Annotated in this window: 25 protein-coding genes and 2 pseudogenes; 11 read left to right on the top strand and 16 right to left on the bottom strand. The window is 71.4% G+C overall.

The features are described from left to right. Position 1: 1 nt before the first annotated feature. The 3 genes and pseudogenes from HYQ63_RS37875 (at position 2) to HYQ63_RS37870 (ending at position 4013) form a co-directional block, all read left to right on the top strand. On the top strand, positions 2 to 2788 hold the full coding sequence (locus HYQ63_RS37875; RefSeq protein WP_179938197.1) for an ABC transporter substrate-binding protein: 2787 nt from the start codon (positions 2 to 4) through the stop codon (positions 2786 to 2788). An 8-nt stretch (positions 2789 to 2796) separates the two neighbouring features. Next, positions 2797 to 2919 (top strand): annotated as a pseudogene (locus HYQ63_RS45265) (short-chain dehydrogenase); the annotation flags it as partial. A gap of 80 nt (positions 2920 to 2999) precedes the next feature. Beyond that, entirely contained in the window at positions 3000 to 4013 is a 1014-nt protein-coding gene (locus HYQ63_RS37870; protein WP_179938196.1) for an MsnO8 family LLM class oxidoreductase, read from the top strand. Here HYQ63_RS37870 and HYQ63_RS46205 read toward each other — a convergent pair. Then, a pseudogene (locus HYQ63_RS46205) lies at positions 3983 to 4060 on the bottom strand (cupin); the annotation flags it as partial. The gene HYQ63_RS37870 and the pseudogene HYQ63_RS46205 sit on opposite strands and share 31 nt — an antisense overlap. Before the next feature lie 121 nt (positions 4061 to 4181). Between HYQ63_RS46205 and HYQ63_RS37865 the strand changes: the two are divergent. Next, the gene (locus HYQ63_RS37865) at positions 4182 to 4682 is read left to right on the top strand and encodes a hypothetical protein (RefSeq protein WP_179938195.1); all 501 of its coding nucleotides are present in this window, start codon (positions 4182 to 4184) and stop codon (positions 4680 to 4682) included. Between the two features lie 70 nt (positions 4683 to 4752). Here the strand turns inward: HYQ63_RS37865 and HYQ63_RS37860 are convergent, their stop codons facing one another. After that, positions 4753 to 5358, bottom strand: a complete 606-nt coding sequence (locus HYQ63_RS37860; RefSeq protein WP_179938194.1) for a dihydrofolate reductase family protein — start codon at positions 5356 to 5358, stop codon at positions 4753 to 4755. A 140-nt stretch (positions 5359 to 5498) separates the two neighbouring features. On the opposite strand from HYQ63_RS37860, the gene HYQ63_RS37855 reads away from it, so the two are divergent. Continuing rightward, complete coding sequence (locus HYQ63_RS37855) at positions 5499 to 5900, top strand: hypothetical protein (protein WP_179938193.1); 402 nt, start codon at positions 5499 to 5501, stop codon at positions 5898 to 5900. On the opposite strand, the gene HYQ63_RS37850 is transcribed toward HYQ63_RS37855, so the two are convergent. The 8 genes from HYQ63_RS37850 to HYQ63_RS37815 form a co-directional block, all read right to left on the bottom strand. Continuing rightward, entirely contained in the window at positions 5850 to 6350 is a 501-nt protein-coding gene (locus tag HYQ63_RS37850; protein ID WP_179938192.1) for a type II 3-dehydroquinate dehydratase, read from the bottom strand. The genes HYQ63_RS37855 and HYQ63_RS37850 overlap by 51 nt on opposite strands. 49 nt (positions 6351 to 6399) lie before the next feature. Next, the gene (locus HYQ63_RS37845) at positions 6400 to 7206 is read right to left on the bottom strand and encodes a sugar phosphate isomerase/epimerase (protein ID WP_179938191.1); all 807 of its coding nucleotides are present in this window, start codon (positions 7204 to 7206) and stop codon (positions 6400 to 6402) included. 14 nt (positions 7207 to 7220) lie between these two features. After that, positions 7221 to 8315 carry a Gfo/Idh/MocA family protein gene (locus HYQ63_RS37840; protein ID WP_179938190.1) on the bottom strand — a complete coding sequence of 365 codons (1095 nt, stop codon included), beginning with the start codon at positions 8313 to 8315 and terminating at the stop codon, positions 7221 to 7223. Between the two features lie 39 nt (positions 8316 to 8354). Beyond that, positions 8355 to 9740 (bottom strand): MFS transporter, encoded by a 1386-nt coding sequence (locus HYQ63_RS37835; protein WP_179938189.1) that lies wholly within the window; start codon positions 9738 to 9740, stop codon positions 8355 to 8357. Positions 9741 to 10042: 302 nt separating this feature from the next. Continuing rightward, entirely contained in the window at positions 10043 to 10645 is a 603-nt protein-coding gene (locus HYQ63_RS37830) for a TetR/AcrR family transcriptional regulator (RefSeq protein ID WP_257232402.1), read from the bottom strand. A 10-nt stretch (positions 10646 to 10655) separates the two neighbouring features. Next, on the bottom strand, positions 10656 to 11732 hold the full coding sequence (locus tag HYQ63_RS44085) for a polysaccharide deacetylase family protein (RefSeq protein WP_218929611.1): 1077 nt from the start codon (positions 11730 to 11732) through the stop codon (positions 10656 to 10658). A 1-nt stretch (position 11733) separates the two neighbouring features. Further along, positions 11734 to 12582, bottom strand: a complete 849-nt coding sequence (locus HYQ63_RS37820) for a polysaccharide deacetylase (RefSeq protein WP_179938188.1) — start codon at positions 12580 to 12582, stop codon at positions 11734 to 11736. A gap of 24 nt (positions 12583 to 12606) precedes the next feature. Beyond that, complete coding sequence (locus HYQ63_RS37815; RefSeq protein WP_179938187.1) at positions 12607 to 13509, bottom strand: MurR/RpiR family transcriptional regulator; 903 nt, start codon at positions 13507 to 13509, stop codon at positions 12607 to 12609. A gap of 114 nt (positions 13510 to 13623) precedes the next feature. On the opposite strand from HYQ63_RS37815, the gene HYQ63_RS37810 reads away from it, so the two are divergent. The 6 genes from HYQ63_RS37810 to HYQ63_RS37785 are packed head-to-tail and all read left to right on the top strand — an operon-like array spanning position 13624 to position 20173. After that, positions 13624 to 14799, top strand: coding sequence for a C45 family peptidase (locus HYQ63_RS37810; RefSeq protein WP_179938186.1), 1176 nt, complete (start codon positions 13624 to 13626; stop codon positions 14797 to 14799). Between the two features lie 35 nt (positions 14800 to 14834). Continuing rightward, complete coding sequence (locus HYQ63_RS37805; protein ID WP_179938185.1) at positions 14835 to 16484, top strand: ABC transporter substrate-binding protein; 1650 nt, start codon at positions 14835 to 14837, stop codon at positions 16482 to 16484. A gap of 4 nt (positions 16485 to 16488) precedes the next feature. Continuing rightward, entirely contained in the window at positions 16489 to 17463 is a 975-nt protein-coding gene (locus HYQ63_RS37800) for an ABC transporter permease (protein WP_179938184.1), read from the top strand. Beyond that, positions 17460 to 18311 (top strand): ABC transporter permease, encoded by an 852-nt coding sequence (locus HYQ63_RS37795; RefSeq protein WP_179938183.1) that lies wholly within the window; start codon positions 17460 to 17462, stop codon positions 18309 to 18311. Before HYQ63_RS37800 ends, HYQ63_RS37795 begins: the two co-directional genes overlap by 4 nt. A 6-nt stretch (positions 18312 to 18317) precedes the next feature. After that, entirely contained in the window at positions 18318 to 19319 is a 1002-nt protein-coding gene (locus HYQ63_RS37790; protein WP_179938182.1) for an ABC transporter ATP-binding protein, read from the top strand. Then, entirely contained in the window at positions 19316 to 20173 is an 858-nt protein-coding gene (locus tag HYQ63_RS37785; protein WP_179938181.1) for an ABC transporter ATP-binding protein, read from the top strand. Before HYQ63_RS37790 ends, HYQ63_RS37785 begins: the two co-directional genes overlap by 4 nt. Here the strand turns inward: HYQ63_RS37785 and HYQ63_RS37780 are convergent. The 6 genes from HYQ63_RS37780 to HYQ63_RS37755 all read right to left on the bottom strand — a co-directional run bounded on the left by HYQ63_RS37780 (position 20160) and on the right by HYQ63_RS37755 (position 26868). After that, positions 20160 to 20966, bottom strand: coding sequence for an SDR family NAD(P)-dependent oxidoreductase (locus HYQ63_RS37780; protein WP_179938180.1), 807 nt, complete (start codon positions 20964 to 20966; stop codon positions 20160 to 20162). The genes HYQ63_RS37785 and HYQ63_RS37780 overlap by 14 nt on opposite strands. A 32-nt stretch (positions 20967 to 20998) precedes the next feature. After that, entirely contained in the window at positions 20999 to 21940 is a 942-nt protein-coding gene (locus tag HYQ63_RS37775; protein WP_218929610.1) for a transketolase family protein, read from the bottom strand. Continuing rightward, complete coding sequence (locus HYQ63_RS37770; protein ID WP_179938179.1) at positions 21937 to 22848, bottom strand: transketolase; 912 nt, start codon at positions 22846 to 22848, stop codon at positions 21937 to 21939. The genes HYQ63_RS37775 and HYQ63_RS37770 overlap by 4 nt, the downstream gene beginning before the upstream one ends. Before the next feature lie 35 nt (positions 22849 to 22883). Next, on the bottom strand, positions 22884 to 24317 hold the full coding sequence (locus HYQ63_RS37765) for an aldehyde dehydrogenase family protein (protein WP_179938178.1): 1434 nt from the start codon (positions 24315 to 24317) through the stop codon (positions 22884 to 22886). 48 nt (positions 24318 to 24365) lie between these two features. Then, positions 24366 to 25736 carry an MFS transporter gene (locus HYQ63_RS37760; protein ID WP_179938177.1) on the bottom strand — a complete coding sequence of 457 codons (1371 nt, stop codon included), beginning with the start codon at positions 25734 to 25736 and terminating at the stop codon, positions 24366 to 24368. A gap of 64 nt (positions 25737 to 25800) precedes the next feature. Continuing rightward, entirely contained in the window at positions 25801 to 26868 is a 1068-nt protein-coding gene (locus HYQ63_RS37755) for a LacI family DNA-binding transcriptional regulator (RefSeq protein WP_218929609.1), read from the bottom strand. Between the last annotated feature and the right edge of the window lies 1 nt (position 26869).

Below are 26869 nucleotides of genomic sequence, written 5' to 3'. Positions count from 1 at the left end.
CGTGGCCGTCCTGCCCGACCCCGCCGCCACCCGCGCGGTGCTCATCGGCACCAGCCGGTATGCCCATCTGGAACAGATCCCGGCGGTGGCGAACAACCTGAGCGCGCTGGCCGCGGCCTTATGCGCCCCGCATTCATGGGGGCTGGCGCCCGAGCACTGCACGGTGATCGAGGATCCCGCCACCGCGGTCGAGGTCCTCGACGCCGTGCGGACCGCGGCCGAGGAAGCCACGGACACCCTGCTGGTGTACTTCGCCGGACACGGCCTCGTGGAGCCGCGCCGCGGCGAACTCTTCCTGGGGCTGACCGGATCGATACCGCACCGCTCCTACACCGGGCTCCCCTACGGCACGCTGCGCGACGTCGTGCTCGACGGGCGGACCGGCCGCCAAGTGATGCTGCTCGACTGCTGCTTCAGCGGACGGGTGCTCGGCTTCATGAGCGCGCCGGGCACCGAGGCGGTGATCGACCAGGTGGAAGTCGAGGGCACCTATCTGCTGGCCTCCGTCCCCGACACCAGCTTCGCCCTCGCCCCGCCGGGTGAGCCCCACACCGCCTTCACCGGTGAGCTGCTGCGGCTCCTGCGCGACGGGGCGCCGGGCGGGCCGGAGCTGCTGGACCTGGACACGGTCTACGCACAGGTGTACACGGCGCTGCGGGCGAAGGGGCGGCCCCTGCCGCAGAAGCGCGACCGCAACACGGCGGGCGGCCTGGCCCTGGCCCGCAACGTGGCCTGGGCGCCGCCCGGCTTCGGCCCGCCGCCGTACGACCACGAGCCAGGGCCGACACCCGTGCCCGAGCCCGCGACGCCGCCGCACGAACCGCCGCCCGCGCCCGCGCCATCGGCGTACGACCCCGACCCGGCCCCGGCACCCCGGCCGTTGTCCGACGTGCCGCCGAAACCCGCCTGGTCGCCGACAACCCTGTCGTCACCCGCCCCGGCCCCCTCCCGCCGCGGTGCCTCGCCGGGCCTCCGCCGGAGCGTCCGTTACGGACTGGTGGGAGCGCTCGCCGTTGCCCTGATGGCCGCGGGCATCCCCCTGGTGCTGTCCTGGATGAAGGATTCCGACGCCTCCACGGACGGCTCCGGACAGCGGAAACCGAAGTCGTCCAGCACGCCGAAGACGGGCCCCACATCCGGGTACAACGCCGCGACCAAGGGCACGGTCAACGCCTCGAAAGAGCCCGGCGGCACGCTGAAATTCGTCAGCAGCCTCGACGCGGACTCATGGGACCCGCAGCGCAGCTATTTCGGCTTCGTCTGGAACTTCTCCCGCTACTACGCCCGTCAACTGGTCACCTACGCCCCGGAACCCGGCAAGAAGGGCACCGAACTGGTCGGCGACCTCGCCGAGAAGAGGGCCGAGGTGACGGACGGCGGCAAGACGTACACCTACACCCTGCGCGACGGCCTCACCTGGGAGGACGGCACGGCAATCACCTCCAAGGACATCAAATACGGCATCGAGCGGATCTGGGCCCCGGAGGTGATGACCGGCGGCCCGGTCTATCTCCAGCAGGTGCTGGACCCCGAACACACCTACAAGGGGCCGTACAAGGACACCTCCAAGGACAAGCTGGGCCTGAAGGCCATCGAGACCCCGGACCACAAGACCATCGTCTTCAGGCTGCCCGAGCCCAACGGCGACTTCGAGCAGATGCTCGCGATGCCGACCGCGTCGCCCGTCAAGCGGGAGAAGGACACCAAAGCCTGGTATCAGAATGATCCGTTCTCTTCCGGGCCGTACAAGTTCAAGTCCTACACGCCGAAAAAGTCACTGGAGCTGGTCCGCAATACGCAGTGGAACCGGTCGTCCGACCCGATCCGCACCGCTCTCCCCAACCGGATCACGGTGCAGATCAATGACAATGAGGAGGCGAACGCGCAGGCCCTGATCTCGGGCCGGTACGACCTCGACCTGGGATATTCCGGACTCACCAGGACTGCCCTCAGCAAGGCCCGGGGCGACTCCGACTCCAGGGCCCGGCTGGACAATCCGTACACCGGAGGGCTTCTGTTCGCGGCCCTCCCTCGCTCCGTCAAACCCCTGGACAACGTCCACTGCCGCAAGGCCGTCCTCTACGCGGCGGACAGGGAGAACATGCGGACCGCGGCAGGCGGTCCGCAGAGTGGCGACATCGCGCCCCATATCCTTCCGCCGACCATCGAGGGCTCCGCCTCCTCCTACGACCCGTACGAGACCGTCAAGGAGAAGGGCAAGCCGAACGTCTCCCAGGCGGAGAAGGAATTGCAGGCGTGCGGAAAGTCGGGCGGGTTCACGACCACCATCGCGGTGCGTGACCAGCCCGTCGACGTGGAAATCGCCACGTCACTCTCGGAGTCGCTGAAGAAGGTCGGTGTCCGTACCCAGATCGAGCGGATCGACTACCGGGACTTCTTCGCGACGATAAGCTCACCCGCGACCGTGAAGAAGAAGGGCTACGGTATCGTCGTCCAGAGATGGCTCGCCGATTTCCCGACCGGCCAGGGATTTCTCCAGCCGCTCGCCGACAGCCGTTTCATCCAGAGCTCCGGCAACGTGAATGTCGCGGAGCTGGACGATCCCACGGTCGACGACCTCTTCGACGCGGCGATCGCGGAACAGGACCCGGCGAAGGCCGGGAGGGACTACGCGCGGATCAACGAGAAGATCTCCGACTCCGCCGCCTATCTGCCCATCCTGTTCCAGCGGACCGCGATCTGGCGCGGCTCCCGGCTGACCAACGTCCACACCAGCGAGCCCTGGGGAGGCGGCTACGACTACGCCTCGCTGGGCGTCTCCGGATAGGCCGCCCGCGCTCCCGGCAGCCTGGTTCCGGGTCGTTGACCTGGAGCACGAACGACAATCCGCAGTTCACCCCCGGCAGCGGTGGCGCCGCCGCCTACCGGTCGTCAAGGACCGCGCTCAACGCGCTGACGGACCGCGGGCCGTGGGGAAGCGACGGACCGGCGGACAGAACAGCCGTCCGAGGCCGCCGGAAACTCCCTATGCTGGCCGCATGATCACCCTGCCGCTCTCCGCGCTGGAAGTCGCCATGGTCCAGACCGGTACGCGGGCCGTGGACACGTTACGTGACACCACCGCCTTCGCCCAGCGTCTCGACGCCCTCGGCTACCGGCGGCTCTGGTACGCCGAACACCACCACTCCCCCGCCATCGGCGCCTTCCCGCCCGTCGTCCTGACCGCCCATGCCGCCGCGTCGACGTCGGCCATCCGTCTCGGCTCCGGGGGCGTGCTCGCCCCCAACCACGCCCCCATCATGCTGGCCGAACAGTTCGGTACCCTCGCCGCGCTGCACCCCGACCGGATCGACCTGGGCATCGGCCGCGGGCCCGGCACCTTCGACGAGTCCACCGCCCGGGCGCTGCGGCGCGGCGCCGGTCCGACGACGGACGACGAGTACCGGGTCGATGTGGCGGCGACGCTGCGGTTCCTGGTGGACGAAGTGGCGCTCGGTACGCTCCCCGAACCGTGGCTGCTGGCCTCCAGCACCGCCGGTGCCGCGCTCGCCGCGGAACTCGGCCTGCCCCTCGCCTTCGCCCACCACATCCGCCCCGACAACACCCTCGCCGCGCTGGACCGCTACCGGGCCCACTTCTCCCCCTCCGCGTGGTGTGAACACCCCCGGGTGCTGGTGTGCGTGGAAACGATCTGCGCCGAGACGCGGGAGGAGGCGGAGCGGCTGGCCGGCCCGATGAACGTCGTCAAGGCCGGGCTCCTCAAGGGCCACAGCGAGGTCCCCTTCCCCTCACCCGCCGAGGCATCCGCCCACCCCTTCACGGCGGAGGAGCGGCAGGCGCTGGCGGCGTTCCTGGCGCATCAGGCGCACGGCACGCCCGAGACCGCCGTAGGCCGCCTGGCGCAGGTGGCGGAGGCGACCGGAGCGGACGAACTGATGCTCGTCACGCCCGTCTACGCACTGGCGGCCCGCCTGCGGTCGTACGAACTCGTCATGCAGCACGCCACCGCAACGGACCACTCCGCGCCGGACTCGAAGTCCACCACGAAGTAGCTGTCGTGCCGGATGCGGAACCGCTTGAGTTCCTCGCCACCGCGCCGGCTCCCGCCTCGAAGACGTTCGCGTGCGGCGTGAGGCCCTGGGGCCTTCCCTCTTGGTGCCCGACGCGTGAGGATGGTCGGCCGGATCCCCGACCATCGTTCACCGACCGTTGGAGGAAACATGGCCCGAAGACGCGCCTTACTCGGCGCGGTCAGCCTGCTGGTGGCCGCTCTGCTCGGACTCGCCGCCTCCCCCGCGGCGACCGCCGCCGGAGCACAGGCCACCGCGAAGGGCTCGTCCGCGCAGATCCAGGGCGAACATCCGGAGCTGAACGGCTACCGCATCAAGACGGTGACCAGCGCCGCCGTCTACCTGGTCCTCGACGGCAAGCGCCGCGGGATCCCCAACGAGGCCACGTACTTCAATCTGTTCCGCAGCTGGGACGGAATTCAGAACGTGATCGACATCGACCGCATCGATGACGGCGGCAACCTCTCGGACGGAGCCATGCTGGCCAAGTCCCCCTCGTCCGCCACGGTTTACCTTGTCAGCAACGGCGTCAAGCGCGGGATCGCCAGCGCCGCGGTGTTCGACAAGTACTCCTTCGACTGGGACAAGATCGTCACCGTGAGCGCCGTCGTACTGGACGCCGTCCCCAACGGCCCCGTCATCTCTTCCTGAAGAAGCTCCGCCAGGCGGTGTGAACGGCGTGGGCCGTTCACACCGCACCACCCTTCGCCGGGAACCGGTCCTATGGGTTCCCGGCGCGGCCGGGTGGCCGATACCGCAGGAGGACGTTGCCCGATCGGAAGACGGTCACCGCCCCGGTCGTCAGGTCGACGCGGTCCCTCAGCCCGGCGTACAGGCTCCGGCCCCGGCCCAGCAGCACCGGATGCACCAGGATCCGCAGTTCGTCCACCAGCCCCTGCTCCAGCAGTGTGACGGTGAGGGCCGAACTCCCGAAGACCGCGATGTCACCGGCGGATTCGACCCGGAGCCGGGCAAGCTCGGCGTCCAGACCGCTACCGTCGATGATGCGGGTGTTCTCCCAGGGGGCGACCTGGCCGCTCCCCGTCACCACGGTCTTGGGAACGGCGTTCATGAACGCCGTGACCTCTGGCATCCGCTCGGCGGCATGGTCCGTGGTCCACACGTCGGCGAAGTGCTCATAGGTACGCCGCCCTAGCAGCAGGGCGCCCACTTCTCGGGTCTGGCGCAGGTTCCAGTCGAAGAACTCCTCGTCGTAGAGTCCCCACTGCAATTCCCCGTCGGGGCCCTCGTGGTAGCCGTCCAGGGAACAGAACAGGAACGCGAACACCTGCCGCTGCCGGTCATCAGACGCCGCCTCGCGACTCATCTCGTCTCCTTCCAGTCATCACTGCACCCGATCAGACCGGTCCCGACGACAGAACTCATCGGCCGACCATCACGGTGCGGTCGGCCGGATAGGTGCGTGCGCGGTCCGCGGGTGTCAGTGCCGACTGCGATGCTGCCGTCATGACCCCTTGGAATCTGCTCGACCTCGACAAGGCGCTGCGGGAAAGCTGGGCCGCCGACACCTGCTCACCCGATGACCTGGCCGACTGGCAGCCCGGCAACCCGGCCCGGGGGCACTGCGACATCACGTCCCTGGTCGTCACCGATGTCTTCGGCGGCGATCTCGTGGTCGGCGAGGTGCACCTTGAAGATGGGCCCCAGCGTGGCTTTCACTGGTGGAACCGGCTGCCCAGCGGCGTCGAACTCGACCTGACCCGCGAGCAGTTCCGGAACGGGCAGACCATCACGGCCGCCCGTGTCGTCCCGCGTCCGCCGGGTCCGCTGCGGCGCCGCTGGGCGGAGTACCTGCTGCTACGTGAGCGTGTCATCGAGCGCCTGGGGCCGCTCCCGGAGCCCGTCTGACCCGGGAGCGGGCGTTCGCGTGACCTTGGCGGTGAGCGCCTCGAGGGCGTGGGCGTAGCCGCGCCACCCCATTCCCGAGGCGTAGACGGTGGCGGACGCGGCGAAGATGTCCTCGCGCGTCCTGCCGTCCACGGCGGCGAACGGAGAGATGTGGACGACGGCGAAGGGCAGGCCGGTGTCGTTGAGGGCGTCCAGCAGCGAGTAGCCGTAGGGCGTGAGTCCGGCGGGGTTCACGACGATGAGGTCGAGGGCGTCCTGACGCTCATGGAGCCAGTCGATCAGTGAGCCCTCGTGGTTCGACTGGAAGTGCTGCACGGCGACACCGATACGGGCGGCGGTGTCATCGATGTCACGCTCGATGTCGGCCAGGGTGGCGTGCCCGTATTTGTCGGGGCGGCGCTTGCCGAGCCGGTTCAGGTTCGGGCCGTGGAGTACTGCGGCTCGCATCATCGGGTTCTCCGTCGTCGGGGGGGATGGTCGGGCGTGGGTCGCCGGTCGCCTACCGCGGCCGGTTCGCCGCGGTGAGCAGGCGCGCGGTCGACTGCATCGCGCGCTCGGCGACCCACGCCACGGGCAGGGTCTCCAGCGCGTCCGAAACGGGTTCGACCGTGACGGGCGGTGGCGTGTCGCCACTCGCCGCGAGAGCCGCGCGGAGGAAGTCGGCCAGCGGGAGGACGCCGTCGCCCGGGAACGCCCTCAGGTGGCGGGATTCCTCGGCCAGGCTTTTGCCCGGCCTGGGGACGAGATCGGACAGTTGGAGGCCCGCGGTGAGGGCGAGGACGTCGGGCGTGAGGTCGGCGATGTCCGCGCCCGAGCGGAAGAAGTGCACGACGTCGAGCACCAGTTTCGCCCTCGGGGAGCCTGCGGCGCGTACGAGGTCCACGGCGGTGGGCAGGTCGCGGACGGTGCCGTACGGCATGAACTCGAAGGCCACGTCGGCGGTGGTGATCTCCTCGCACAGGGTGGCGAACTCCCGTTGCGCGTCCTCCAGCGTCCCCGAGAACGCGGCCACATGGACCCGGTCCGGGTTCAGGATGCCGATCAGGTCGATGACGAGGGCGTTGAGGTGCCGGGCGATGCCGCGTTCGCCGAGGCGGATCAGTTCGAGTTCCGCGACCCGCAGCCCGTGGTCACGGAGGGCCTCGGCCATGGCTTCGGGCGGGATGCCGCGCTCCAGGCACGCCACGCACTGGGCCACCGAGATGCCGACCGCGGGGAATCCGCTGCGCCGCGCCGCGTCCAGAGAGGCTTCGAAGTCCCGTCCGCGGAAGGTCATGGCCCCCAGGGCGAGTTGGTCAGGTGTCATGGTGCGGCCGCCTTTCACCGGTGCGTCAGCTGTGCCGGGCGGGCCGCGCCGAGGTCCACGGGCCCGCCGGTCCGGGCGGATTCGTAGATCGCGAGGACGATCTCCAGGGCCTTCCTGGCCTCGCGCCCGGTGACGAGCGGTTCGCGGTGGTGGGCGACGGCGTCGATGAAGTCGTCGATCTGTAGGGCGTGGTAGGGCGTGAGTCCCTCGTGGATCGTGGCGAGGGACGGATCGGAGTCGATCTCGGTGGAGTGGACGGGCCGGTAGCTCTCCTCTCCGGCGACGGTCCAGATGTCGTTGAACGCCGGTTCGCCCTCGGGGAATTCGGTGATGCTGACGGTGGCGCCGTTGTTCCCGGTGACCAGCACCTGGGTGCCGAGGCCGGGGGCGAAGGTCGTACCGGCCTGGATGACGCCGAGGGCGCCGTTCGCGAATTCGAGGGTGGCCACGGCGGTGTCCTCGACCTCGATGTGGTCTCCGTGCTTGAGGGTCGCGATGTTTCCGCTCACCCGCACCACGGGCGATCCCACGCACCACTGCATGAGGTCGATGTAGTGGATGGCCTGGTTGATGAGGACGCCGCCGCCGTCGGCGTCCCACGTCCCGCGCCAGGGATCGGAGGTGAAGTACGCGGCGTCGCGCCCCAGGCGCAGGGCGACGCTCGCGAAGACGGGTGTGCCGATGCGGCCGTTCCGGATGGCCTCATGGGCGCGTTGCGACGCTTCCCAGAAGCGCCGCTGGAAGAGGCCCCCGAAGGTCACACCGGCGGATTCCGTGGCGTCGATCATGTTGTCCGCTTCGGCGAGCGAGATGGAGATCGGCTTCTCGCACAGCACGTCGAGGCCGTGGCGGGCCGCGGCGACGACGGTGGCCTCGTGGGAGGGGTGGGGGGTGCAGACGGTGACGGTGTCGACGCCGGAGCGCATGAGGTCGGCGGAGTTGTCGTAGGCGTGGGGGATGCCGAACCTGGTGGCGAACTCCGCGGCCCGTGCGCCGTCGATGTCGCAGCAGGCGTACAGCTCGGCGTTGTGGTTGGCGAGCAGTGCCTTCGCGTGATTCAGCGCGATCTTGCCGCATCCGATGATTCCCACGCGGAGTGTCCGGGTCATGGTTGGTCTCGGTCCTTGTCTGTCGGGTGACGGACGGCTCTATCGGGTGACGGTCGGCCGCTGGGGTTGCGGCGGGGTCGGCGCGGCCGTGGGGACGGGCTGCTTGCCGAGCTGGGACATGGGGGTCCGGTAGGTCTCCCTGCCGGTCGCACACGAGGTGGCGGCGACGGCCATGGCGAAGGCGACGAGGAGGGCGACCGGGATCCAGCCGCCGGGGCCGTCGCCGAGGATCGCGTAGGCGATGGTGGGTGCGAAGCCCGCGAAGCCGATGCCGACCTGGGTGCCGATCGCCGTTCCCGAGTAGCGCACGGGGGTGCTGAACCACTCCCCGTACATCGAGGGCCAGGTGGCGTTGAGGCAGCTGTAGAAGCACGAGGTGACGAGGAACGCGCCGAAGAAGATGTACCCGAGGTTCGCGGTGGACAGCGCGTGGAGATACAGGAACATGGTCGCCGCGAAGCCGAGCGCCCCGCCGATGAACACCGGTTTGCGGCCGATCCGGTCCGCCAGCAGCGCGGCGAGGGGCTGCATCACCAGGGCGAAGACATTGGCGAAGATGGCCACCCACAGCATGGTGGTCCGCGACAATCCGACGTCGTCCCCGGTCGCGTAGGCGAGGGCGAAGACGGAGAAGATGCTGCCGCCGACGGAGTTGAACTGGCACAGCGCCACGCGCAGCACATCCCACGGCTGCGACCTCAGGACGGCGACCCCTGGCAGGCGCGCGGTGCGGTCGTGGTCCTTCTTCTCCGTGAACTCCCGGGGCTCCTCCAGGCGCCGCCGCACCCAGTAGGCCACCACGACCACCACGGCGCTGGACCAGAACGGGATGCGCCACCCCCACGCGAACAGCTGCCGGTCGGGCAGCGTGGACACCGCCAGGAACATCAGGCTCGCGAGGATGAACCCGGCCTGGGTCCCGGTGAGGGTCCAGCTGGTGTAGAAGGCACGGCGGTTCGGTGGCGCGTGTTCCAGGGTGAGCGAATTGGCACCGGCCTGCTCGCCACCGGCGGAGAATCCCTGGGCGAGCCGGAGCAGTACCAGCAGGGCGGGGGCGAGGATGCCGATGCTGCTGTAGGACGGCAGGCACCCGATGAGGAACGTGGACGCCCCCATGAGGACGAGGGTGAACAGCATGACCTTCTTGCGCCCGACCCGGTCCCCGAAGTGGCCGAGCACCACGCCTCCGACCGGGCGCGCGACATAGCCGACGCCGAAGGTGGCGAGCGAGGCCAGCGTGCCGATGGCTCCGTGGGCGCGGGTGAAGAACACTTCGTTGAAGATCAGCGCCGCGGCGGACCCGTACACGTAGAAGTCGTAGTACTCGAGCATGCTGCCGAGGAAGCTGGCACGGGCGGCCCGGCGGGCCTTGGCCTCGTTCCACGTGGCCTCGTCGGGGGGAACGGAAGGGGTCGTCAGGGGCATGGCTGGGCCTTTCGGGGTGCGTGTGCCCCCAGTGCGGCTCCGTGGGGAGGGGGCAGTGTGCGTAAGGCGTGGCTGAGGAAGCTGGTGGCGCGGGTGATCGACCCGGTACCGGCCAGGCGGGAGCGCGGCGAGGCGCGATCGGGACCGCTTGCGTGAGCGGCCCGCACACCGACTTTGTACCACCTGGACCAAAGTCTCGTTAACCCCCTGGACCAAACCCCCCTGGATCAAAAAGCGGCACACGGACGCCGGGCCCGCCGCGCGATACGGCGCGGCGGGCCCTTGTCCTGCGGATCCCGGGTTTAGGAGGTGACGGCGAAGGCGCGGGTCACCACATCGCCGATCATGCGGCGGAAGTGCGCGCGGGCCTCGGGCCCGTCGAGCGCGTAGTCGTACAGGGCGTCGAAGGTGTACTGGTTCGTGATGTGGAACAGCGAGAAGCTGTTGACGAGGACCTGTACGTCGATGGGATCGGCGTCGGCGCGGATGCTTCCCTGCTCCTGCCCGCGGCGCAGGATGTCGGCAACGATGTCGAGCAGCGGCGCCCAGAGCTTCCGCAGTTCCCCGGAGCGGCGGATGTAGGCCCCGTGCAGCATGTTCTCGCCGACCACGAGACGGACGTACTCGCGATGCGTGTCGTGGTGGTCGAAGGTCTTCTCCGCGAGCCGCCGCAGGGCCGCGACGGGGTCGAGGTCCGCGGGCCCCACTTCGCGCAGCAGCGTCTCGGCCATCTGCCGGTACGACCGCTCCAGCACGGCCGTGTACAGACCTTCCTTGCTGGTGAAGTAGTAGTAGATCATCCGCTTGGTCGTGGCGGTCTTGGCGGCGATCTCGTTCACGCTCGCGGCCCCGAGACCGCGCTCCGCGAACTCCGCCGTGGCCACGGCGAGGATGTCCGCCTTCACCTGCTCAGGATTACGTCGACCCCGGGCCCGGTTCTGCCCGCCCGGTTCGGTGACAGCCATCCCGCTCCTCGCCATCCGTGCGCTCGGTCCGCGCGCCCATGTGACCGGGGTCGAGCCTACCCTCGGTGCCGGGCGGGGACGGCCAGCCCGCCCTCACCCGCTCCGGGTGGCCCGCCGGTTCCGGGCCCGGGTCGGCTGTCCGCCGCCAGTGCTCGGCCACCTGGCCCGCGGTGGCGAACCAGACGTCCCCGTACGCCCGGATGTGGTCCAGCAGTTCCACGAGCATCAGCGCCCGCCCCGGCTTGCCGACGGACTGCGGGCCGAGGGCCAGGACCCAGCACAGGCCGTGGTCCCGGTACGCGTCGAAGGAGTCCTTCCAGTCCTCCAGGACATCCCGGTAGGCCGCGATGCGGGATTCGCCGGGCGGGAACGCCACGGGTGCGCCGTTGTAGAGGAAGTACGGGTGGTCGGCGTACTCCCACTGCCACGGCACCTCCAGGACCGATGTGGGCCGTCCGCCGGACCACAGCAGGTGGGGGCGGTCGTCGCCGTGGGTGGACGAGGACCAGCGGAAGCCCAGCTCGTCGAGGAGCGCCGCATGCCCGTCGCCCAACACCCCGGGCGCGGCGCGCAGTCCGGTCGGCCGGACCCCGGTCACCGCCTCCAGCGAGGCGGCCGTGCGCGACCACGTGCCCCGGACGCCCCCGTCCGGTGTCCGGCCGGGGACCGGGGGTGCCGCGGCCGCGATCTCGTGCCCCGCGGCGGCTATCCGCCTGACCGCTAGGCGGTGGTGCGTGGCGGTGTGTTCGGGGACGAACCAGGTGGCGGGCAGGGCGTAGGCGTCCAGCAGGTCGAGCAGCCGCGGGACGCCGCGGCGTATCCCGTACGTCCCCAGGGACAGCGTCTTGGGCCGCTGCCGGGCGGACGGGTGGAGCCGGAGCCAGAACAGCTCGGCGTCGAGGGTGAACGTCAGCACCACCGCGCAGCGTGCGCCCTCCGGCCAGCGGGGGCGCGGTTGCCGCCGCCGGGGGCCGCCGATGCCGGGTGCGGGCGTGTCCGTCGCCATGACCGGCTTGTCCGTCGTCATGTCAGACCACGCTCCGCGATCGCCACCAGTCGGCGATCTGGGCACCGGTGGCGAACCAGACGTCCCCCTGGCGTCCCATGTGATCCAGCAGGCGGCCCAGGGCGCGCACCCGTTGGGGTTTGCCGATGACCTGGGGGTGCAGCATCAGCACGTAGCACAGCCCCCAACGGTGGTAGCCGTCGAACTCGCGGCGCCAGTTGTCGAAGGTGGCGAGGGTGCTGGCGATGCGGTCCAGTCCCTGCGGCTCGGGCGGGGACTCGTTGTAGACGAACTGCTGGTAGTCGTCCAGCTCCCAGTGCGCGGGGATCTCGATCAGGTCGGTGGGACGGCCGTCGATCTCCCAGCGGTACGGGCGGTCGTCGCCGCGCATGGAGCTGGAGTACGAGAACCCCAGCTCCGCCAGGAGCGCCGGGGTGTCGGCGGCGATGTCGCCGCTCGGGCTGCGGAACCCCACCGCACGGCCCCCGGTGGTGCGTTCCAGCAGGTCCTGGCTGCGGGCGATGATGTCACGCTGGGCCGAGCGGGGATGGTCGTAGAAGGTCTCGTGCATCCAGCCGTGGTGGCCGATCTCATGGCCGGACGCGGCGATGTCCTTCGCCACGGCGGGCCAGTGTTCCACGATCTTGCCCGGGACGAAGAAGGTGGCGGGCAAGGCACGGTCGTCCAGCAGGTCCAGCAGGCGCGGGGTGCCCCGCCAGGGCCCGTACGCACCGATGGAGAAGCCCCGCGCGTCGTCGCACCGCCCGGTGGCGCGGTCGTCCACCCACAGGGTGGGGCCGTCCACGTCGAAGCTGAGCATGACGGCGCAGCGCGCCCCGCCCGGCCAGACGGGCGGCGATTCGTCAGACATTCGCGGTTCCGATCCGTGAGGTGATCAGCCCTTGCGCTGTTTGGGCTCGGCCCGGTCGATGAGCTGCCCGCGCAACACGGTGAGCTGGTGGGAGGCTTCGACGGCGCGGGGCTCGTCCAGCGAGGCGAGGGCCAGGACGAGGGTGTCCATCACGACGATGCCCGGCAGGGACTCGGCGGTGATGCCGGTGGGGGTGTGCGGGGCGCTGATCACCACGTCGGCGTGGCGGGCGAGGGGGCCCTTGGGCACGTCGGTCACCAGCAGGACTCTCGCGCCGACGGCCCGCGCCCGCTCGGTGAGCACGGTGAACTCCCGCAGCCGGCGGCCGGGGTGGAGGATCACCACGGCGTCCCCGCGGCCGAGGTCGAGCAGTTCGTCGGCCATGGTGAAGCCGGTGGCGCCGATGAAGCGCGCCCGGCGCCCGGCCCGGCGCAGCTTCAGCACCACGTGGCGGGCGGCGAGTTCGGAGGCGCCGACGCCGTACGCGACCACTTCGCGCGCGTCGGCCAGCATCCGGACCGCCTGCTCGAACACCTCGGACTCCAGCAGGCGGCGGCACTGGTCGAGACGCTCCACGGCCTCGTCGAAGACCCGGTCCTTGATCTGCTCCAGGTCGTGGCCGACATGGGCGATGCGCTGCTTCAGCCGCTCCTCGGGGGCGGTGGCGGAGGTGAAGCCGGAGGCGAGTTCCCGCTTGAGGGCGGGCAGGCCCGCGTAGCCGAGGCGCTGGAGGGCGCGGACGACGGTGGCGTTGCTGGTGCCGCTGGCCGCGCCCAGCTCCTGGGCGCTCGCGAAGAGCAGGTTTTCCGGCGGGGCGCTCACCAGGTACTGGGCCACCTCGCGCTCCGAGGCGGACAGCTCCCCCCACATGTCGCGGACCGCGGTGTGCAGGCGCGTCACCCCGGTCGCCTCATCCGATTCGCTCATTACAGCTATTGACTTCCCTGTAGTGGTCATTACCATCTGGTCTCATCATTCCAGAAACCGGAATTTCTGAAACGAACATTACAGCCTCATGAGTCCTCGGCACACAGGAGCGCCATGACAGCCGGCACCATCCCGATCATCGAGATCTCCGGTCCGCCCGCCGAGCGTGGCCGCCAGTACGGCGAGGCGGCGCGGACGCGGCTCGGCGCGGCGCTCACCTACTACGAGGAGGCCTTCGGCGAATCGTCGGGGCTGACCTGGGACCAGGTCACCGCGCGCGCCGAGCGCTGGCTGGAGCCGGTGCGCGGCTACGCGCCCGATCTGGTCGAGGAGATGCGCGGGATCGCCGAGGGTGCGGGAGTCGGGCTGCTGGACGTCCTCGCGCTGAACGCCCGCGGCGAGATCCTCTACGACCAGACCTTCGCCCGGATGCGCGGCAGCGAGGGCACCCCGGGAGACGTGGCGGAGGCGAAGGAAGCGGCGGCCGACGGATGCACCTCCTTCGCCGTCCTGGGCGAGGCGAGCGGCGACGGCCATGTGTACTGCGGCCAGAACTGGGACTGGCGGGCGGGCACCTCGGACACCCTCCTGATGCTGCGGATCGTCCAGCCCCCGCGGCCCACCGTGATCATGCAGGTCGAGGCGGGCCAGATCGGCCGCCAGGGCGCCAACTCCGCGGGCGTCGCCCTCAACGCCAACGGCCTGGGCGGCCGGTTCGACGACGCCATCGGTCTGCCGCAGACCGTGATCCGCCGCCGGGTGCTGGACAGCGAGTCGATCAGCGCGGCGGTCGACGTGCTGTGCCGCACCCGCGGCCACATCGCCAGCAACGCCCTGCTGACCTGCCGCGAAGGCTTCGCCGTCGACCTGGAGACCACACCGGGCGCACACGGCTGGCTGTATCCGGACGACGGGCTGCTCGTCCACGGCAACCACTACCAGGCCACCGTCCCGGTCCAGCTCGCCGCCGGATACCGTCCCGGGTCCTCCGACTCCCTGATCCGGGTGCCCCGGGCCGAGGCGGGGTTGCGCCAGCTGCGCGGGGCCACCGCGCCGGACCAGTCCCGCAAGCTCATCCACCAGGCCATGTCCGACCACCTCGGCCACCCCGAGGGGCTGTGCACCCACCCCGACCCCCGGCAGCCCGAGGTCAAACAGTGGATGACGCTGCTGTCCTCCTGCGTGGACCTGACCACCGGTGATTACTACGTGACCCCCGGCACGCCCTGCGACCGCGCATACCAGCACCTGCCCTGGAACCTCTACGACGGCCCGCACGCGCCGCGCTGACTCCCCTCATCTTCCGAACCACCGGAGGGCCTGCCATGAGAACCACGCAACTCACCATCGCAGCCGGCGTCGCGGGGGCGCTGCTGTTCACCGCCGGGTGCTCCGGGGCGCCCTCCGGGGGCGGCGGCGCCACCGCCGACGTCGCCGAGATCGAACTCACCGACACCACCGCCAAGGCGTCCGGCTCCGCCGCCACCGTGAACTGGCTCGTGGAGAACGAGCCCGGCACGCTCGACATGGACAGCCAGGGCGGCAGCAGCACCCGCACCGTGCTGGCCAATGTGTGCGAGCGGCTGCTCCAGCTGCGGCCGGACCTCACCACCGCACCGCACCTCGCGAAGAAGGCCGAGTACGCGGGCGGCAAGAAGCTCGTCCTCACCCTCCGCGACGACGTCACCTTCCACGACGGCGCCCGGATGACGGCCGACGACGTGGTGTGGAGCCTCAAGCGGCACGCCCGGCCGGAGATGTCCGAGTCGGACGAGTACGAGGACGTCGACACGATCGCCAAGACCGGCCCGTCCCAGGTCACCATCACGTTCAAGAAGCCCAGCGCGCTGTTCATGAAGGCCCTGGCCGGTGACGCCGGGATCATCATGGAGCGCACGGTGGTCGAGCGGCAGGGCGACGACTTCGGCACCCCCGGCCACCCCGACGCCTGCACCGGGCCGTACCGGGTGAAGAAGTGGGACTCCGGCTCCTCCCTCACCATCGAGCGCGCCGCGAACTACTGGGACACCAAGGTCCGCCCGCTCACCCAGCAGGTCGTCTTCCGCTGGGCCTCCGGCAGCGCGCTGGTCAACGCCCTGTCCACCGGAGCCGCGGACGGCGCCTATCTGACGGCCACCGGCCCCGCCGCCGTGCTGGCCGAGAAGAAGGGCGTGCGCGCCTACTACGGGCAGTCCACCACCGCCTGGTCGCTGGTCCCCACCGACGGCGGTGCGCTGAAGGACGCCCGGCTGCGCGAGGCGCTGTCGCTGGCCATGGACCGCAAGGGGATCTCCACGTCCGGCTTCAGCGGCCTCGCCGAGCCATGGGCCACCCCGGTGGGCCCGGGTGCGTGGGGGTACCAGAAGGCCGCGTTCCGACAAGCGCAGAAGGACCTGGAGAAGTCCACCGCGTACGCGGCGTCGCCGTCCGGGGACGACATCGCGCGGGCGAAGAAGCTGGTCGAGCAGGCGGGTGAGCCCGGGGAGCCGGTCGTGGTGTCCAACGACGGCACCGACATCCAGACGGTCATCACCAACGCGGTGCGCGGCGCGGCCCAGAAGATCGGGCTGAAGGTGACCGTCAAGACCATCCCGCCGAGCCAGTACGGGGAGTTCTTCTCCGACCCGAAGGCGCGCAAGGGCTTCGATCTGATTCCGGTCGACTGGTACATCTCCAAGGCCGACCCGGTGGGCTTCTACGACAACGGCATGAGCGGCAACGCCAACAACTGGCTCGGCTACGCGGACCGCGGCTACGACGCGCTCGTCGCCAAGGCGCAGCAGACGCTCGACGACCGCGAGCGCGCGGACCTCATCATCGACGCGCAGAAGAAGTTCGCGGACAACGCGGTGTGGATCCCGCTGGTGCAGGTGCCGTCGGTGATGGTGCTCGGCGAGAAGTACACCGGTCCCCCGGCGTCCATGGTGTCGCTGTACTACCCGTGGGCCGCCGACCTCGGTACGAAGAGGGGCTGACGCCATGCTCCGCGGACTGCCGCGCCGGCTCGCCGGCCTGCTCGCCACGCTGTTCGCCGCGTCGTTCGTCATCTTCGCCGCCGCCTACGCCGCCCCGGGAGACCCCGCCGTCCTCCTCTCCGGCAGCCGTCAGGAACTCACCCCGGAGAAGCTCGCGGCGGTCCGCGCGCAATACCACCTCGACGAGCCGCTCGTCGTGCAGTACGGACGGTGGCTGTGGGACAGCGCCCAGGGTGACCTGGGCCGGTCGTTCCAGTACCGCGACCACGTCGCGGACCTGATCGGCGCGCGGCTGCCCACCACCCTGGAACTCGTCGCCTACGCCACGGTGTTCTTCGTGATCCTGGGCGTCGGCTCCGGTGTCCTGGCGGCGCTGCGCCGCGGCTGGGTGGACTCGGCCGTCGTCGGGGGCACCACGCTCGCCGCGTCGGTCCCCTCGTTCGTCGCGGCCATCGCGCTGGTGTCGCTGTTCGGGGTGCGGCTGGGCTGGTTCCCGGTGACCGGCCAGGGCGAGGGGTTCACCGGCCGGCTGCACCACTTGACGCTCCCCGCGTTCGCCCTGGCCCTCGGAGCGCTCGCGGTGATCAGCCGGGTCACCCGGCAGGCGATGGCCGAGGCGTACGCCTCCGACCACGTGGAGGCCGCCCGGGCCTCCGGGATGGCGGAGCGGCAGATCGTCGTCCGGCATGTGCTGCGCAACGCGCTCGGCCCGATCGTCACCATGTGCGGGCTGGTCATGGCGGGCATGCTCGCCGGAACGGTCGTGGTCGAGACGGCCTTCGGCCTCAGCGGGGTCGGCTCGCTGCTGGTGAGCGCGATCAGTACGCATGACTTCCCGGTGACCCAGGCGGTGCTGCTGCTGATGGTCATCGGCTATGTGGTGGTGACGACGCTGGTCGACCTGGTCCATCCCCTGATCGACCCCCGGGTCTCACGGGGTACCAAGCGGAGCACGACAAAGAGGGTGAAGACCGCATGACGACGGTGACGGCCGGGGCCCTGGTCCCGGTGACGATACGGGCCCGCCGCCCGCTCCAGGTGGTCGTCGCGGGCGGCTTCCTCGCCCTGGTCGTGGTGGCGGCGGTGTGCGCACCCCTGCTCGCACCCCACGCGCCCGACGCGGTCGACCTGTCGGCCTCGCTCGCGGGGACGACGTCACAGCACCCGCTGGGCACCGACGCCTCGGGACAGGATCTGCTGTCCCGGGTCCTGTACGGCGCACGGTCGAGCCTGCTGGCCCCGCTGGCGCTGCTCGCCCTGGCCGCGGTGCTCGGCGTCACGATGGGCACGGTGGCGGCCTGGCGGGGCGGCTGGGTGGACACCTTGCTCTCGCGCGTGACCGATGTGATGTACGCCTTCCCGGGCCTGCTGTTCGTCGTCCTGGTGATCGCGGTCTTCGGCGACGGGCTCACCACGTCGATCCTCGCCCTGGGGCTCGCGTACGCGCCCACGATCGCGCGCTACACCCGCAGTGTCGCCCTCGCCGAGCGCTCCCAGCCGTACATCGACGCCTACCGGGTCCAGGGCATGAGCGGGGCGCGGATCTGCGTACGGCACCTCGTGCCCAATCTGTCCGGTGCGCTCATCGGGTACCTCGTGGTGCTCTTCGGCGAGGGGCTGATGAGCCTGGCCGCCCTCAGCTATCTGGGCTTCGGCGCCGGATCGCCCTCGATCGACTGGGGGCTGATGGTGCAGGAAGGGCAGGACGCCGTGGTGCAGGGAGCGCTGCTGCCCGCCCTCGTACCGGGCACGGCCATCGCCGCCGTCGTGGTGGCCTTCAACATCGTCGGGGTCTGGGTCTCGGACCGCCTCGGCCACGGGAGGTAGCCGGCCATGCTGCTGGACATCGAAGATCTCACCCTCCGGCTGCCCGCCGGTGCCGCCGCCCGGCCACTGCTCAGCGGGGTGTCGCTGCGGATCGACCGGGGTGAAGTGGTCGGCCTGGTCGGCGAGTCGGGCTCCGGCAAGTCCACCACGGCACGGGCCGTGCTGCGCCTGCTCCCCGAGCACGCGCACGCCTCCGGCTCCGTGCGGGTGGACGGCGAGGACGTGCTCGCCATGGACCCCGCGCGGCTGCGCGCGCACCGGTCCCGCACCGTCTCCATGATCTTCCAGGACCCGCGTTCCGCGATGAACCCGGTGCGCCGGATCGGCGACTTCCTCACCGAACCGCTCACCCGGGTCCTGGGCCTGCCGAAGCGCGCGGCGGTGGCGAAGGCGACGGAGCTGCTCGCCGCCGTGGGCCTGCCCGACCCGGAACGCCGGATGCGGCAGCGCCCGCACGAGCTGTCCGGCGGCATGCTCCAGCGCGTCGTGATCGCCGCCGCGCTGTGCACCGAACCCGACCTCCTCCTCGCCGACGAGGCGACGAGCGCGCTGGACGCCACCACCCAGGCGGAGGTGCTGGCGCTGCTGCGCGGCATCCAGGCCGAGCGGCGGGAGTCCGGCAGCGGCCTCGGGACCCTGTTCATCACCCACGACCTGCCGCTCGCGGCCGCCTACTGCGACCGCGTGTACGTGATGTACGCGGGCCACGTGGTGGAACACCAGCCCGCCCGGGGGCTGTTCGCCGACCCGCGGCACCCCTACACCCGCGGCCTGCTGGAGTGCTCGCCCACCCTGGGCAGGGACCGCGAACCGCGCCCCATCCCCGGCCGACCGTCATCCCTGTCCGACGCCCTCACCGGCTGCCCCTTCTCCCCGCGCTGCCCGGAGGCCGAGCCGGAGTGCGACACCTGGGCCCCGGTGGCGATCCCGTTCGGCGGCGGGGCGTCCGCCGAGCAGGAGTTCGCGGCGTGCCGCCGACTGGAACTCGTCACGAGGAGCAGCACATGACCACCCCCGCACTCGTCGTCGAGGGCCTGTGCAAGAGCTACGCCCTCCCGGACGGCGGCCGGACGACGGCCGTGGACACGGTCTCGTTCACCGTCCCCGCGGGCGGCTCCCTGGGCATCGTCGGTGAGTCCGGCTCCGGCAAGACCACGGTCGCCCGCATGCTGGTGGACCTCGTACGGCCGGACGCGGGCACGATCACCGTGAACGGGCGGGAGCGGACCCCCGGCGGACGCGGCGGCGGAAGGCCGCGCGGCCCGGCCGGGCGCAGGGCGGAACGGCTGCGGCGCGCCCGCGAGATCCAGATCGTGTTCCAGGACCCGTATGTGTCCCTCGACCCGCGCCTGACGGCGCGCCAGTGTCTGCACGGGGCGCTGCGGCTGCACGGGCGGCACCAGGGCCAGGCCGCCACCACGCGGGTCGACGAACTCCTCGACCAGGTGGGCCTGGGCCGACGGGAGGCCGACGCCCGGCCGCGGGGGCTGTCCGGCGGCCAGTGCCAGCGGCTGGCCATCGCCCGTGCGCTCGCCGTGGAACCCGAGGTGCTGGTGCTGGACGAGGCGGTGGCCGCGCTGGACGTGTCCATCCAGGCGCAGATCCTCATGCTCCTCGCCGAGATCCGCCGGGAGACGGGGGTGGCGCTGGTCTTCGTCAGCCATGACCTGGCCGTCGTCGGGCACGTCACGGACGACACGCTGGTGATGCGGCGCGGCCGGGCCGTCGAGACGGGCCCGACGGCCCGGGTACTGGACGCCCCGGCGGATCCGTACACCCGGCTGCTGCTGTCGTCGGTGCCGCGCGAGGGCTGGGACCCGGCGGAGACGGTACGGATGCGCGGACAGCTCACCGAGCTGTGATGTGGTCGGCGGTGTGGTCCACGATGTGATCGAAGGTGCCGTCGATCGTGAGGCCGCCGTCGACCGGCAGCACCGCTCCGTTCACGAATCCGGCCCCGGGCGAGACCAGAAAGCCGATGGCCGCGGCGATGTCCTCCGGTTCGGCCAGTCGGCGCAGCGGGGTGCGGGCCAGCAGGGCGTCCCGGTCCAGGGTCCCGGCGTCCAGGCCCGAGCGGACCATTTCGGTGTTGACGTAGCCCGGCGCTACGGCGTTGACCCGCACCCCGTGCGGCCCCCATTCGGCGGCCAGCGTCCGCGTCATCCCCACGATGCCGCTCTTGGCGGCGGAGTAGGCGACGCGGCGCGGGAGGCCGAAGGTCGACCCGACGGACGCGATGGTCACCACGGAGCCGCGTGCGGCGCTCAGCCGGGGGAACGCGGCACGGGCCAGCAGGAAGCTGCCGGTGAGGTGGATGTCGAGATGGCGTTGCCAGGACCCGAGGTCCAGTTCGGCCGCCGGGCCCCGTACGAGGTTCCCGGCGCCCGCGACCACGGCGTCGATCCGCCCGCTCACGTCGGCCGCCCCGGCTACGGCCGCGCCGACCGCGCTCTCGTCGGACACGTCGCACCCCAGCCCGAGGTGGCCCCCGGCCACCGGATGTGCGGCGTCGAGCGCGGCCGCCACCGCCTCGGCGCCGGGGCCGTTGAGGTCGAGGACGACGACGCGCCAGCCCTGCCCGGCGAGGTGCCCGGCCGTGGCGGCGCCGATGCCTTGTGCCGCGCCGGAGATCACGGCCGTGGGTGTGGTGGACATGGTGGTATCCCCTCCGAACGGTCCCCGTACGGTCACCTCGAAACCCCGGCCAGCCGGGCGACGCGGGCCGCGACGGCGCGCGCGGAGAGCCCGTACCGCTCCAGCAGATAGTCGTTGGACCCGGTCTCGACCCAGGTGTCCTCCAGCGCGATGCGGTGCACCGGCAGCGGGCGCGGCCCGGCCGAGGTGACCTCGGCGACCATGCCGCCGAGCCCGCCGTAGGTGGAGTGCTCCTCGACGGTGACGACGAAGGGCTGATCCGCACACCCCTCGATCAGGCCGCGTTCGTCGAAGGGCTTGATGGTCGGGGCGTGCAGGACGCGCAGGTCGAGCCCGTCGGCGGCCAGCAGCTCGGCGGCCTCCAGGGTGCGGGCGGTCTGCGCGCCGGTGGAGACCAGCACCCCGTCCGGCCCGTCGCGCAGCGGGCGCAAGGGCCCCACGGCAGTGTCCCCGGCGGGCAGTCCGGGGCCCGGATCACGGGCGAGCCGCAGATACACCGGGCCGTCGTGCTCGTGCGCCCAGCGGGTGAACGCCTCGCATTCGGTGGCATCGCCCGGTGCCAGCACGGTCATGCGCGGCATCGCCCGCATCACGGCGAGGTCGGCGTGGTCGTGGTGCGACTTTCCGGCCATGCCGAAGCACACCCCGGTGTATCCCGCCGCGATCTTCACGTTGGCGTCGGTCTGGGCGACGAGCATCCGGATCGGATCCACGGCGCGGTGGGAGAAGAACACGCCGAAGGAGGAGAGCCACGGCACCAGTCCGGTGGTGGCCAGGCCCACCGCGACGCCGACCAGGTTCTGTTCGGCGATCCCCATCTGGAGGAACCGGTCGGGGTGCGCCCCGGCGAAGGCGTCGGCCTTGGTGCTGGAGGCGAGGTCGCCGTCGAGCACCACCGTGCGGGTGTCCTCCTCGCCGAGGGCGACCAGAGTGGCGCCCCATGCCTCGCGCATCGATGCCGTACGGGTCATCATCCGGCTGTCCCTTCGAGTTCGGCGAGCGCCGCGGCCAGCTGCTCCTCGTCGGGGGCACCGGTGTGCCACCGGATGGTCATCTCCGTGAACGAGACGCCACGCCCCTTGCGGGTGGTGGCGAGGATCATCGTGGGCGGGCCGGTGGCCTCGGACCGCCGGGCCTCGGCGAGCGCCGCCCGTATGTCGGCGATGTCGTTGCCGTCGATCTCCAGCACCCGCCAGCCGAGCCCGGTGAAGGTGGCCCGCAGATCGACCCCCGCCCAGGGGTCGCGGCGGTCGCCGCGGTCGTCGGCGCCGCGCGGCCACCCGTACTGCTGGAGGCCGTTGTGGTCCAGGATCGCGACCAGGCGGCCCAGCTGGTAGCGGGGCGCCACATGCGCCGCCTCCCAGGTCATGCCCTCCTGCAACTCCCCGTCGCCGAGCAGTACGTACGTCCGCGCGTCCCGGTGGGAACCGGGCCCGCCCATCCGCGCGCCGAGCGCCATGCCCACCCCGGCGGACAGGCCCTGTCCGAGCGAACCCGTGGACATCTCTATCCCGGGCAGCTTGGTCATGTCCGGATGCATCTGGAGCCGCGAACCGCCCTTGTCGAAGTCGGCCAGCTCGGCGGTGTCGAAGTAGCCGCGCATCGCGAGGGCGACGTAGAGGCCGAGGGCGCAGTGGCCCTTGGAGAGGATGAAGCGGTCCCGCTCCGGGGCGCCGGGGTGTGCGGGGTCGATCCGCAGTTCGTCGAAGTAGAGGGTGACCAGCAGGTCCGCGGCGGACAGAGAGCCGCCGACGTGCCCGGCCCCGGCCTGGTGGGCGGTGCGCAGGATGAGTTCGCGGGCGCGGGTGGCCAGGTGGCCGAGGTGTTCGTCGGTCGGACGCTGCCGGTCGGCCGGTGGCGTCGTACAGGGGACGGCGGTCATGGTCCTCGGTGTCCTTTCCGGCGTGCGGCCGCCGTTCAGAGCTTGATGATGAAGGTCTTGCTCTGGGTGTAGGCGTCCAGCGCCTCCACCCCCTTCTCCCGTCCGTAGCCGGAGCCGCGGAAACCGCCGAACGGGAACTCCACGCCCCCGCCCGCGCCGAAGGCGTTGACGTACACCTGCCCGGCCTCGATGCCGCGGGCGGTGGTCAGGGCGCGGCTGATGTCCGACGCCCAGACGGCGCCCATCAGCGCGTACGGCGTGGAGTTGGCCAGCCGTACCGCCTCCTCGGGCCGGTCGAAGCTCATCACCGCCAGCACGGGGCCGAACACCTCCTCCTGCGCGAGGCGGCTGCCCGGGTCGACACCGTCGACGAGGGTGGGGGCGAAGTACGCGCCCTCGCCGAGCCGTTGGTCGTCGGGGGCCGCGCCGCCGACCAGCACCTCGCCCGAAGTGAGGCCGTCGAGGAAACCGGCGACCCGGGCCTGCTGTTTGCGTGACACCAGGGGCCCCAGATCGGGGTCGTCGGCGCCGGGCCCGATGCGTACCGCGGAGAACGCCGCGGTCAGCCGCGCCACCAGCGCGTCGTGGGCGTCGCGGTGCACGATCAGCCGGGAGCCGGCCGAGCAGGTCTGACCGGCGTTCTGGAGAATGCCCTTGGTGACCGCCTCGGCGGCGGCGTCGAGGTCGGCGTCGGGGAAGACCACGTGCGCGGACTTGCCGCCCAGTTCGAGCGTGGCGGGCACGACCCGCTCGGCGGCGGCGTGCGCGACCTGGGCGCCGACGGCCGTCGAGCCGACGAAGCCGACCTGGCGGACGCCCCCGTGGGCGGTGAGCGCGGCGCCCGCCTCGGCGCCGATGCCGGGCACGATGTTGATCACGCCGTCCGGAAGGCCGGCCGCGGTGGCGAGTTCGGCGAGCCGCACCGCGGTGCGGGGTGTTTCGTCGGCCGGTTTGACGACCGCGCAGTTGCCGGTGGCGATGGCCGGGGCGACACCCCGGGCGAACAGCTGCATGGGGTAGTTCCAGGCGACGATGTGCCCGGTGACGCCGAAGGGTTCGCGCGTGGTGTAGGCCTGGATGCCGGGGCGCACCGGAATGGTGTCGCCGTAGTAGGTGTCGATGGCGTGGCCGTAGAACTGGAAGTAGCGGGCGCAGACGGCGGCGTCGGCGCGCGCCTGCCCGATCGGCTTGCCGGTGTCCTCGCTCTCCAGCCGGGCCAGGGTCTCGGACTCGGCGGTGATGGCGTCGGCGAGGCGGGTGAGGGCGACGGCACGGTCGGCGACCGGCGTGGCGTACCAGCCGGGCTGGGCGGCCCCGGCCGCTTCGACGGCGAGGTCGATCTCTCGTCGGCCGGAGCGGATCACGGTGCCGAGCGAACGGCCGTCCGCCGGGTCGATGTTGTCGTAGGTCTCGGCGCCGTCGATGTGCTTGCCGCCGATGTACGCAGGCGTGTGCGGGAGCGTAGGCATGTGCGGGGGCGTGTGCATTTCAGGGCCCTTCGGCTGTCGCTGGGGTGATCAGGTCGCGTCGGCCTCGGAGAACAGGTCCCGGTCGCGGGTCTCCGGGGTGCGCCAGGTGGCGGCGAGGCTGACCGCGATGCTCACGATCATCAGGGCCGCGACGGGGATCCAGCTGCCGCTCGCCCAGGTGACCAGCGCCGAGCAGACCAGCGGTCCGGCGCCGCCGACGACGGAGGCCAGCTCGCGGCCCATGGTGACCCCGGCGTAGCGGTAGCGGCTGCCGAAGATCTCCGGCAGGAACGCCGCCTGGGCGCTCACCGAGCCCTCGGCGGCGAAGACGAAGCCCAGGATGATGACCGCCGTGATCATCACGGAGCTGCCGGTGTCCAGCATCAGGAAGGCGGGGACCGGCAGGATCATCATCGCGAGGGCGGTGGTGGTGTACGCGGGGCGGCGGCCGAGCCGGTCCGACAGCCAGCCGAAGAAGAGCGCCGCGCCCATGCCGCACACGGCGCCGATCAGGAGCGCGCGGGTGAACACGGCCTTGTCGGCGCCGACGTTCGACACCAGGTAGCTGCCCATGAACACCTGGTACGTGTACGAGTTGAGGCTGACCCCGGCCACCATCGCGAACACCCGCAGCACATTGCGGCGGCTGTTGGTCCACACGTCCTTGATGGGCGAGGGACGCCGCTCCCCGGCGTGTTCCCGGGCCTGTTCCCGCACGGCCTCGGTGAAGACGCGGGGGTCCTGAAGCTTGCGCCGCAGCAGGTAGGCCAGGAGCGTGACGAGGAGGGAACTGAGGAACACCAGCCGCCAGCCGTAGCTCATCATCGCGTCGTCGGGCAGCTGCTGGACCGCCAGCCACACGACGGCGCCGAGCGCCGTGCCGCCCGAGGCGCCGACCCACACCAGCGCGGCGGTGAGGCCGCGTCTGCCGGGCCGCGCCGCCTCGGCCAGCAGCACGGTGCCACCGGCCATTTCGGCACCGGCGCCGAATCCCTGGAGGCAGCGCAGCACGACCAGCAGCAGGGGCGCGGCGAGCCCGATCGTCTCGTACGTCGGCAGCAGGCCGATCAGAAACGTGGCGATGCCCATCAGGTACAGCGTGGTGACCAGCACCCACTTGCGGCCGAGCCGGTCCCCGAAGCGGGAGAAGAACAGGCCGCCCAGCGGCCGGGCGAGAAAGCCGACGGCGTACGCCCCGAAGCTGCCGAGATAGCCCACGGCGGGGCTGACGTCAGGGAAGAACACCGCGTTGAAGACCAGCGCGGACGCGGTCCCGTAGATGACGAAGTCGTACTGTTCGAGGGCGGTTCCGGCCAGGCCGCCCCAGCGGGCGCGGCGCAGATTGGCCGCGTCCTCGGCGGCGGTCGGGGATGGGGGCACGACGCCCTTGGTGACGCCGGACGACAAGGGGGCGGACATGGCTTCTCCCTGCTTCTTCGGTGAAGCGGTGGCGCGGTGACGCGTATTGCGGTGACCGGTGCGGTCACCGGTCCGGGGACGGGGACGGGAACGGGGGCGGGGCGGCACACGACCCCGCCCGGTCGAATCGGGTCGGCAGCTCGACGGACCGCGGCGGCGCACCGGCCAGGGCCTCGAGCAGCAGATCGGCGCTGTCGCGGCCGATCCGGGCGACATCCCTGCGGATCGTCGCGAGCCGTGGCCGCAGGAAGGCCGCCATCGGGGCGTCGTCGCAGGTGACCAGGGAGAGATCCCGGGGGATCTCGTAGGGGAGTTCGGCGAGGGCCGACAGCACCCCGACCAGGATCTGATTGGATCCGGCGATCAGCGCCGTCGGGCGGTCCTCACCGGTCAGCAGCGCGTACGTGGCCTTCGCCCCGTGTTCCTTGGCGAAGTCCCCGCTGTGGACGCGGGCCGTGACCCCGGGCAGCTCCGCGACGACCCGGTGCAGGGCCTGTTCGCGCTCCCGGGAGGGACGGGTGTGGGGCGAGCCGCCGACCAGCCCGATCGACCGGTGCCCGAGGTCGGCCAGGTGCCGTACCGCGGCCGTCAGTCCCCCGGCGTGGTCGAAGCGGGCGGCGGAGGCGGTGGGCAGGTCGGGGATGTCGCGGTCGAGCAGCACGACGGGGACACCGGCCCGGGCGAGCAGGCCGACCGTCTCCGGGTTCTGCTCGTCGGTGACCGACACCAGCAGCCCTTCCACGCGGTGCTGGGCGAGCCGGCGCAGATGGTCGGCCTCCAGCTCGGGGTCGTGGAGGGAACTCATCATCAGCAGCGTGTAGCCGCGCATCCGCAGCCGGGTCTCGGCCGCGTGGGCGATCTCGGCGAGCAGCGGGTTGCGGATGTCGCTGATGACGAAGCCGATGGTCTTCGTGGCGCCGGTGCGGATGCTCTGCGCCGCGAGCCCCGGGACGAAGCCCAGTTCGTCGATGGCCTTCATGACCTTTTCGCGCATCGCCTCGCTGACGTCCGGATGCCCCGAGATGACGCGGGACACGGACGACACCGCCACTCCGGCGTGCTCGGCCACCTCGCGGATCGCCACCCGGTGCGGTCGGCTGCCGCGCATCCCGAAGCCGGGGTCGGACGCCATC

The sequence above is a fragment of the Streptomyces sp. Rer75 genome (assembly GCF_013414305.1).
GTDB lineage: Bacteria > Actinomycetota > Actinomycetes > Streptomycetales > Streptomycetaceae > Streptomyces > Streptomyces himastatinicus.
Note: the sequence above shows the minus strand (reverse complement) of the source record. Positions and strands in the feature narration are given on the sequence as shown.

What these genes read in the sequence shown, in the direction of transcription:
- HYQ63_RS37870 (WP_179938196.1), top strand. Translation starts at nt 3,000, where the DNA reads ATGATCACCCTGCCGCTCTCCGCGCTGGAAGTCGCCATGGTCCAGACC.
- HYQ63_RS37865 (WP_179938195.1), top strand. Translation starts at nt 4,182, where the DNA reads ATGGCCCGAAGACGCGCCTTACTCGGCGCGGTCAGCCTGCTGGTGGCC.
- HYQ63_RS37860 (WP_179938194.1), bottom strand. Translation starts at nt 5,358, where the DNA reads ATGAGTCGCGAGGCGGCGTCTGATGACCGGCAGCGGCAGGTGTTCGCG.
- HYQ63_RS37855 (WP_179938193.1), top strand. Translation starts at nt 5,499, where the DNA reads ATGACCCCTTGGAATCTGCTCGACCTCGACAAGGCGCTGCGGGAAAGC.
- HYQ63_RS37850 (WP_179938192.1), bottom strand. Translation starts at nt 6,350, where the DNA reads ATGATGCGAGCCGCAGTACTCCACGGCCCGAACCTGAACCGGCTCGGC.
- HYQ63_RS37845 (WP_179938191.1), bottom strand. Translation starts at nt 7,206, where the DNA reads ATGACACCTGACCAACTCGCCCTGGGGGCCATGACCTTCCGCGGACGG.
- HYQ63_RS37840 (WP_179938190.1), bottom strand. Translation starts at nt 8,315, where the DNA reads ATGACCCGGACACTCCGCGTGGGAATCATCGGATGCGGCAAGATCGCG.
- HYQ63_RS37835 (WP_179938189.1), bottom strand. Translation starts at nt 9,740, where the DNA reads ATGCCCCTGACGACCCCTTCCGTTCCCCCCGACGAGGCCACGTGGAAC.
- HYQ63_RS44085 (WP_218929611.1), bottom strand. Translation starts at nt 11,732, where the DNA reads ATGACGACGGACAAGCCGGTCATGGCGACGGACACGCCCGCACCCGGC.
- HYQ63_RS37820 (WP_179938188.1), bottom strand. Translation starts at nt 12,582, where the DNA reads ATGTCTGACGAATCGCCGCCCGTCTGGCCGGGCGGGGCGCGCTGCGCC.
- HYQ63_RS37815 (WP_179938187.1), bottom strand. Translation starts at nt 13,509, where the DNA reads ATGAGCGAATCGGATGAGGCGACCGGGGTGACGCGCCTGCACACCGCG.
- HYQ63_RS37810 (WP_179938186.1), top strand. Translation starts at nt 13,624, where the DNA reads ATGACAGCCGGCACCATCCCGATCATCGAGATCTCCGGTCCGCCCGCC.
- HYQ63_RS37805 (WP_179938185.1), top strand. Translation starts at nt 14,835, where the DNA reads ATGAGAACCACGCAACTCACCATCGCAGCCGGCGTCGCGGGGGCGCTG.
- HYQ63_RS37800 (WP_179938184.1), top strand. Translation starts at nt 16,489, where the DNA reads ATGCTCCGCGGACTGCCGCGCCGGCTCGCCGGCCTGCTCGCCACGCTG.
- HYQ63_RS37795 (WP_179938183.1), top strand. Translation starts at nt 17,460, where the DNA reads ATGACGACGGTGACGGCCGGGGCCCTGGTCCCGGTGACGATACGGGCC.
- HYQ63_RS37790 (WP_179938182.1), top strand. Translation starts at nt 18,318, where the DNA reads ATGCTGCTGGACATCGAAGATCTCACCCTCCGGCTGCCCGCCGGTGCC.
- HYQ63_RS37785 (WP_179938181.1), top strand. Translation starts at nt 19,316, where the DNA reads ATGACCACCCCCGCACTCGTCGTCGAGGGCCTGTGCAAGAGCTACGCC.
- HYQ63_RS37780 (WP_179938180.1), bottom strand. Translation starts at nt 20,966, where the DNA reads ATGTCCACCACACCCACGGCCGTGATCTCCGGCGCGGCACAAGGCATC.
- HYQ63_RS37775 (WP_218929610.1), bottom strand. Translation starts at nt 21,940, where the DNA reads ATGATGACCCGTACGGCATCGATGCGCGAGGCATGGGGCGCCACTCTG.
- HYQ63_RS37770 (WP_179938179.1), bottom strand. Translation starts at nt 22,848, where the DNA reads ATGACCGCCGTCCCCTGTACGACGCCACCGGCCGACCGGCAGCGTCCG.
- HYQ63_RS37765 (WP_179938178.1), bottom strand. Translation starts at nt 24,317, where the DNA reads ATGCCTACGCTCCCGCACACGCCTGCGTACATCGGCGGCAAGCACATC.
- HYQ63_RS37760 (WP_179938177.1), bottom strand. Translation starts at nt 25,736, where the DNA reads ATGTCCGCCCCCTTGTCGTCCGGCGTCACCAAGGGCGTCGTGCCCCCA.
- HYQ63_RS37755 (WP_218929609.1), bottom strand. Translation starts at nt 26,868, where the DNA reads ATGGCGTCCGACCCCGGCTTCGGGATGCGCGGCAGCCGACCGCACCGG.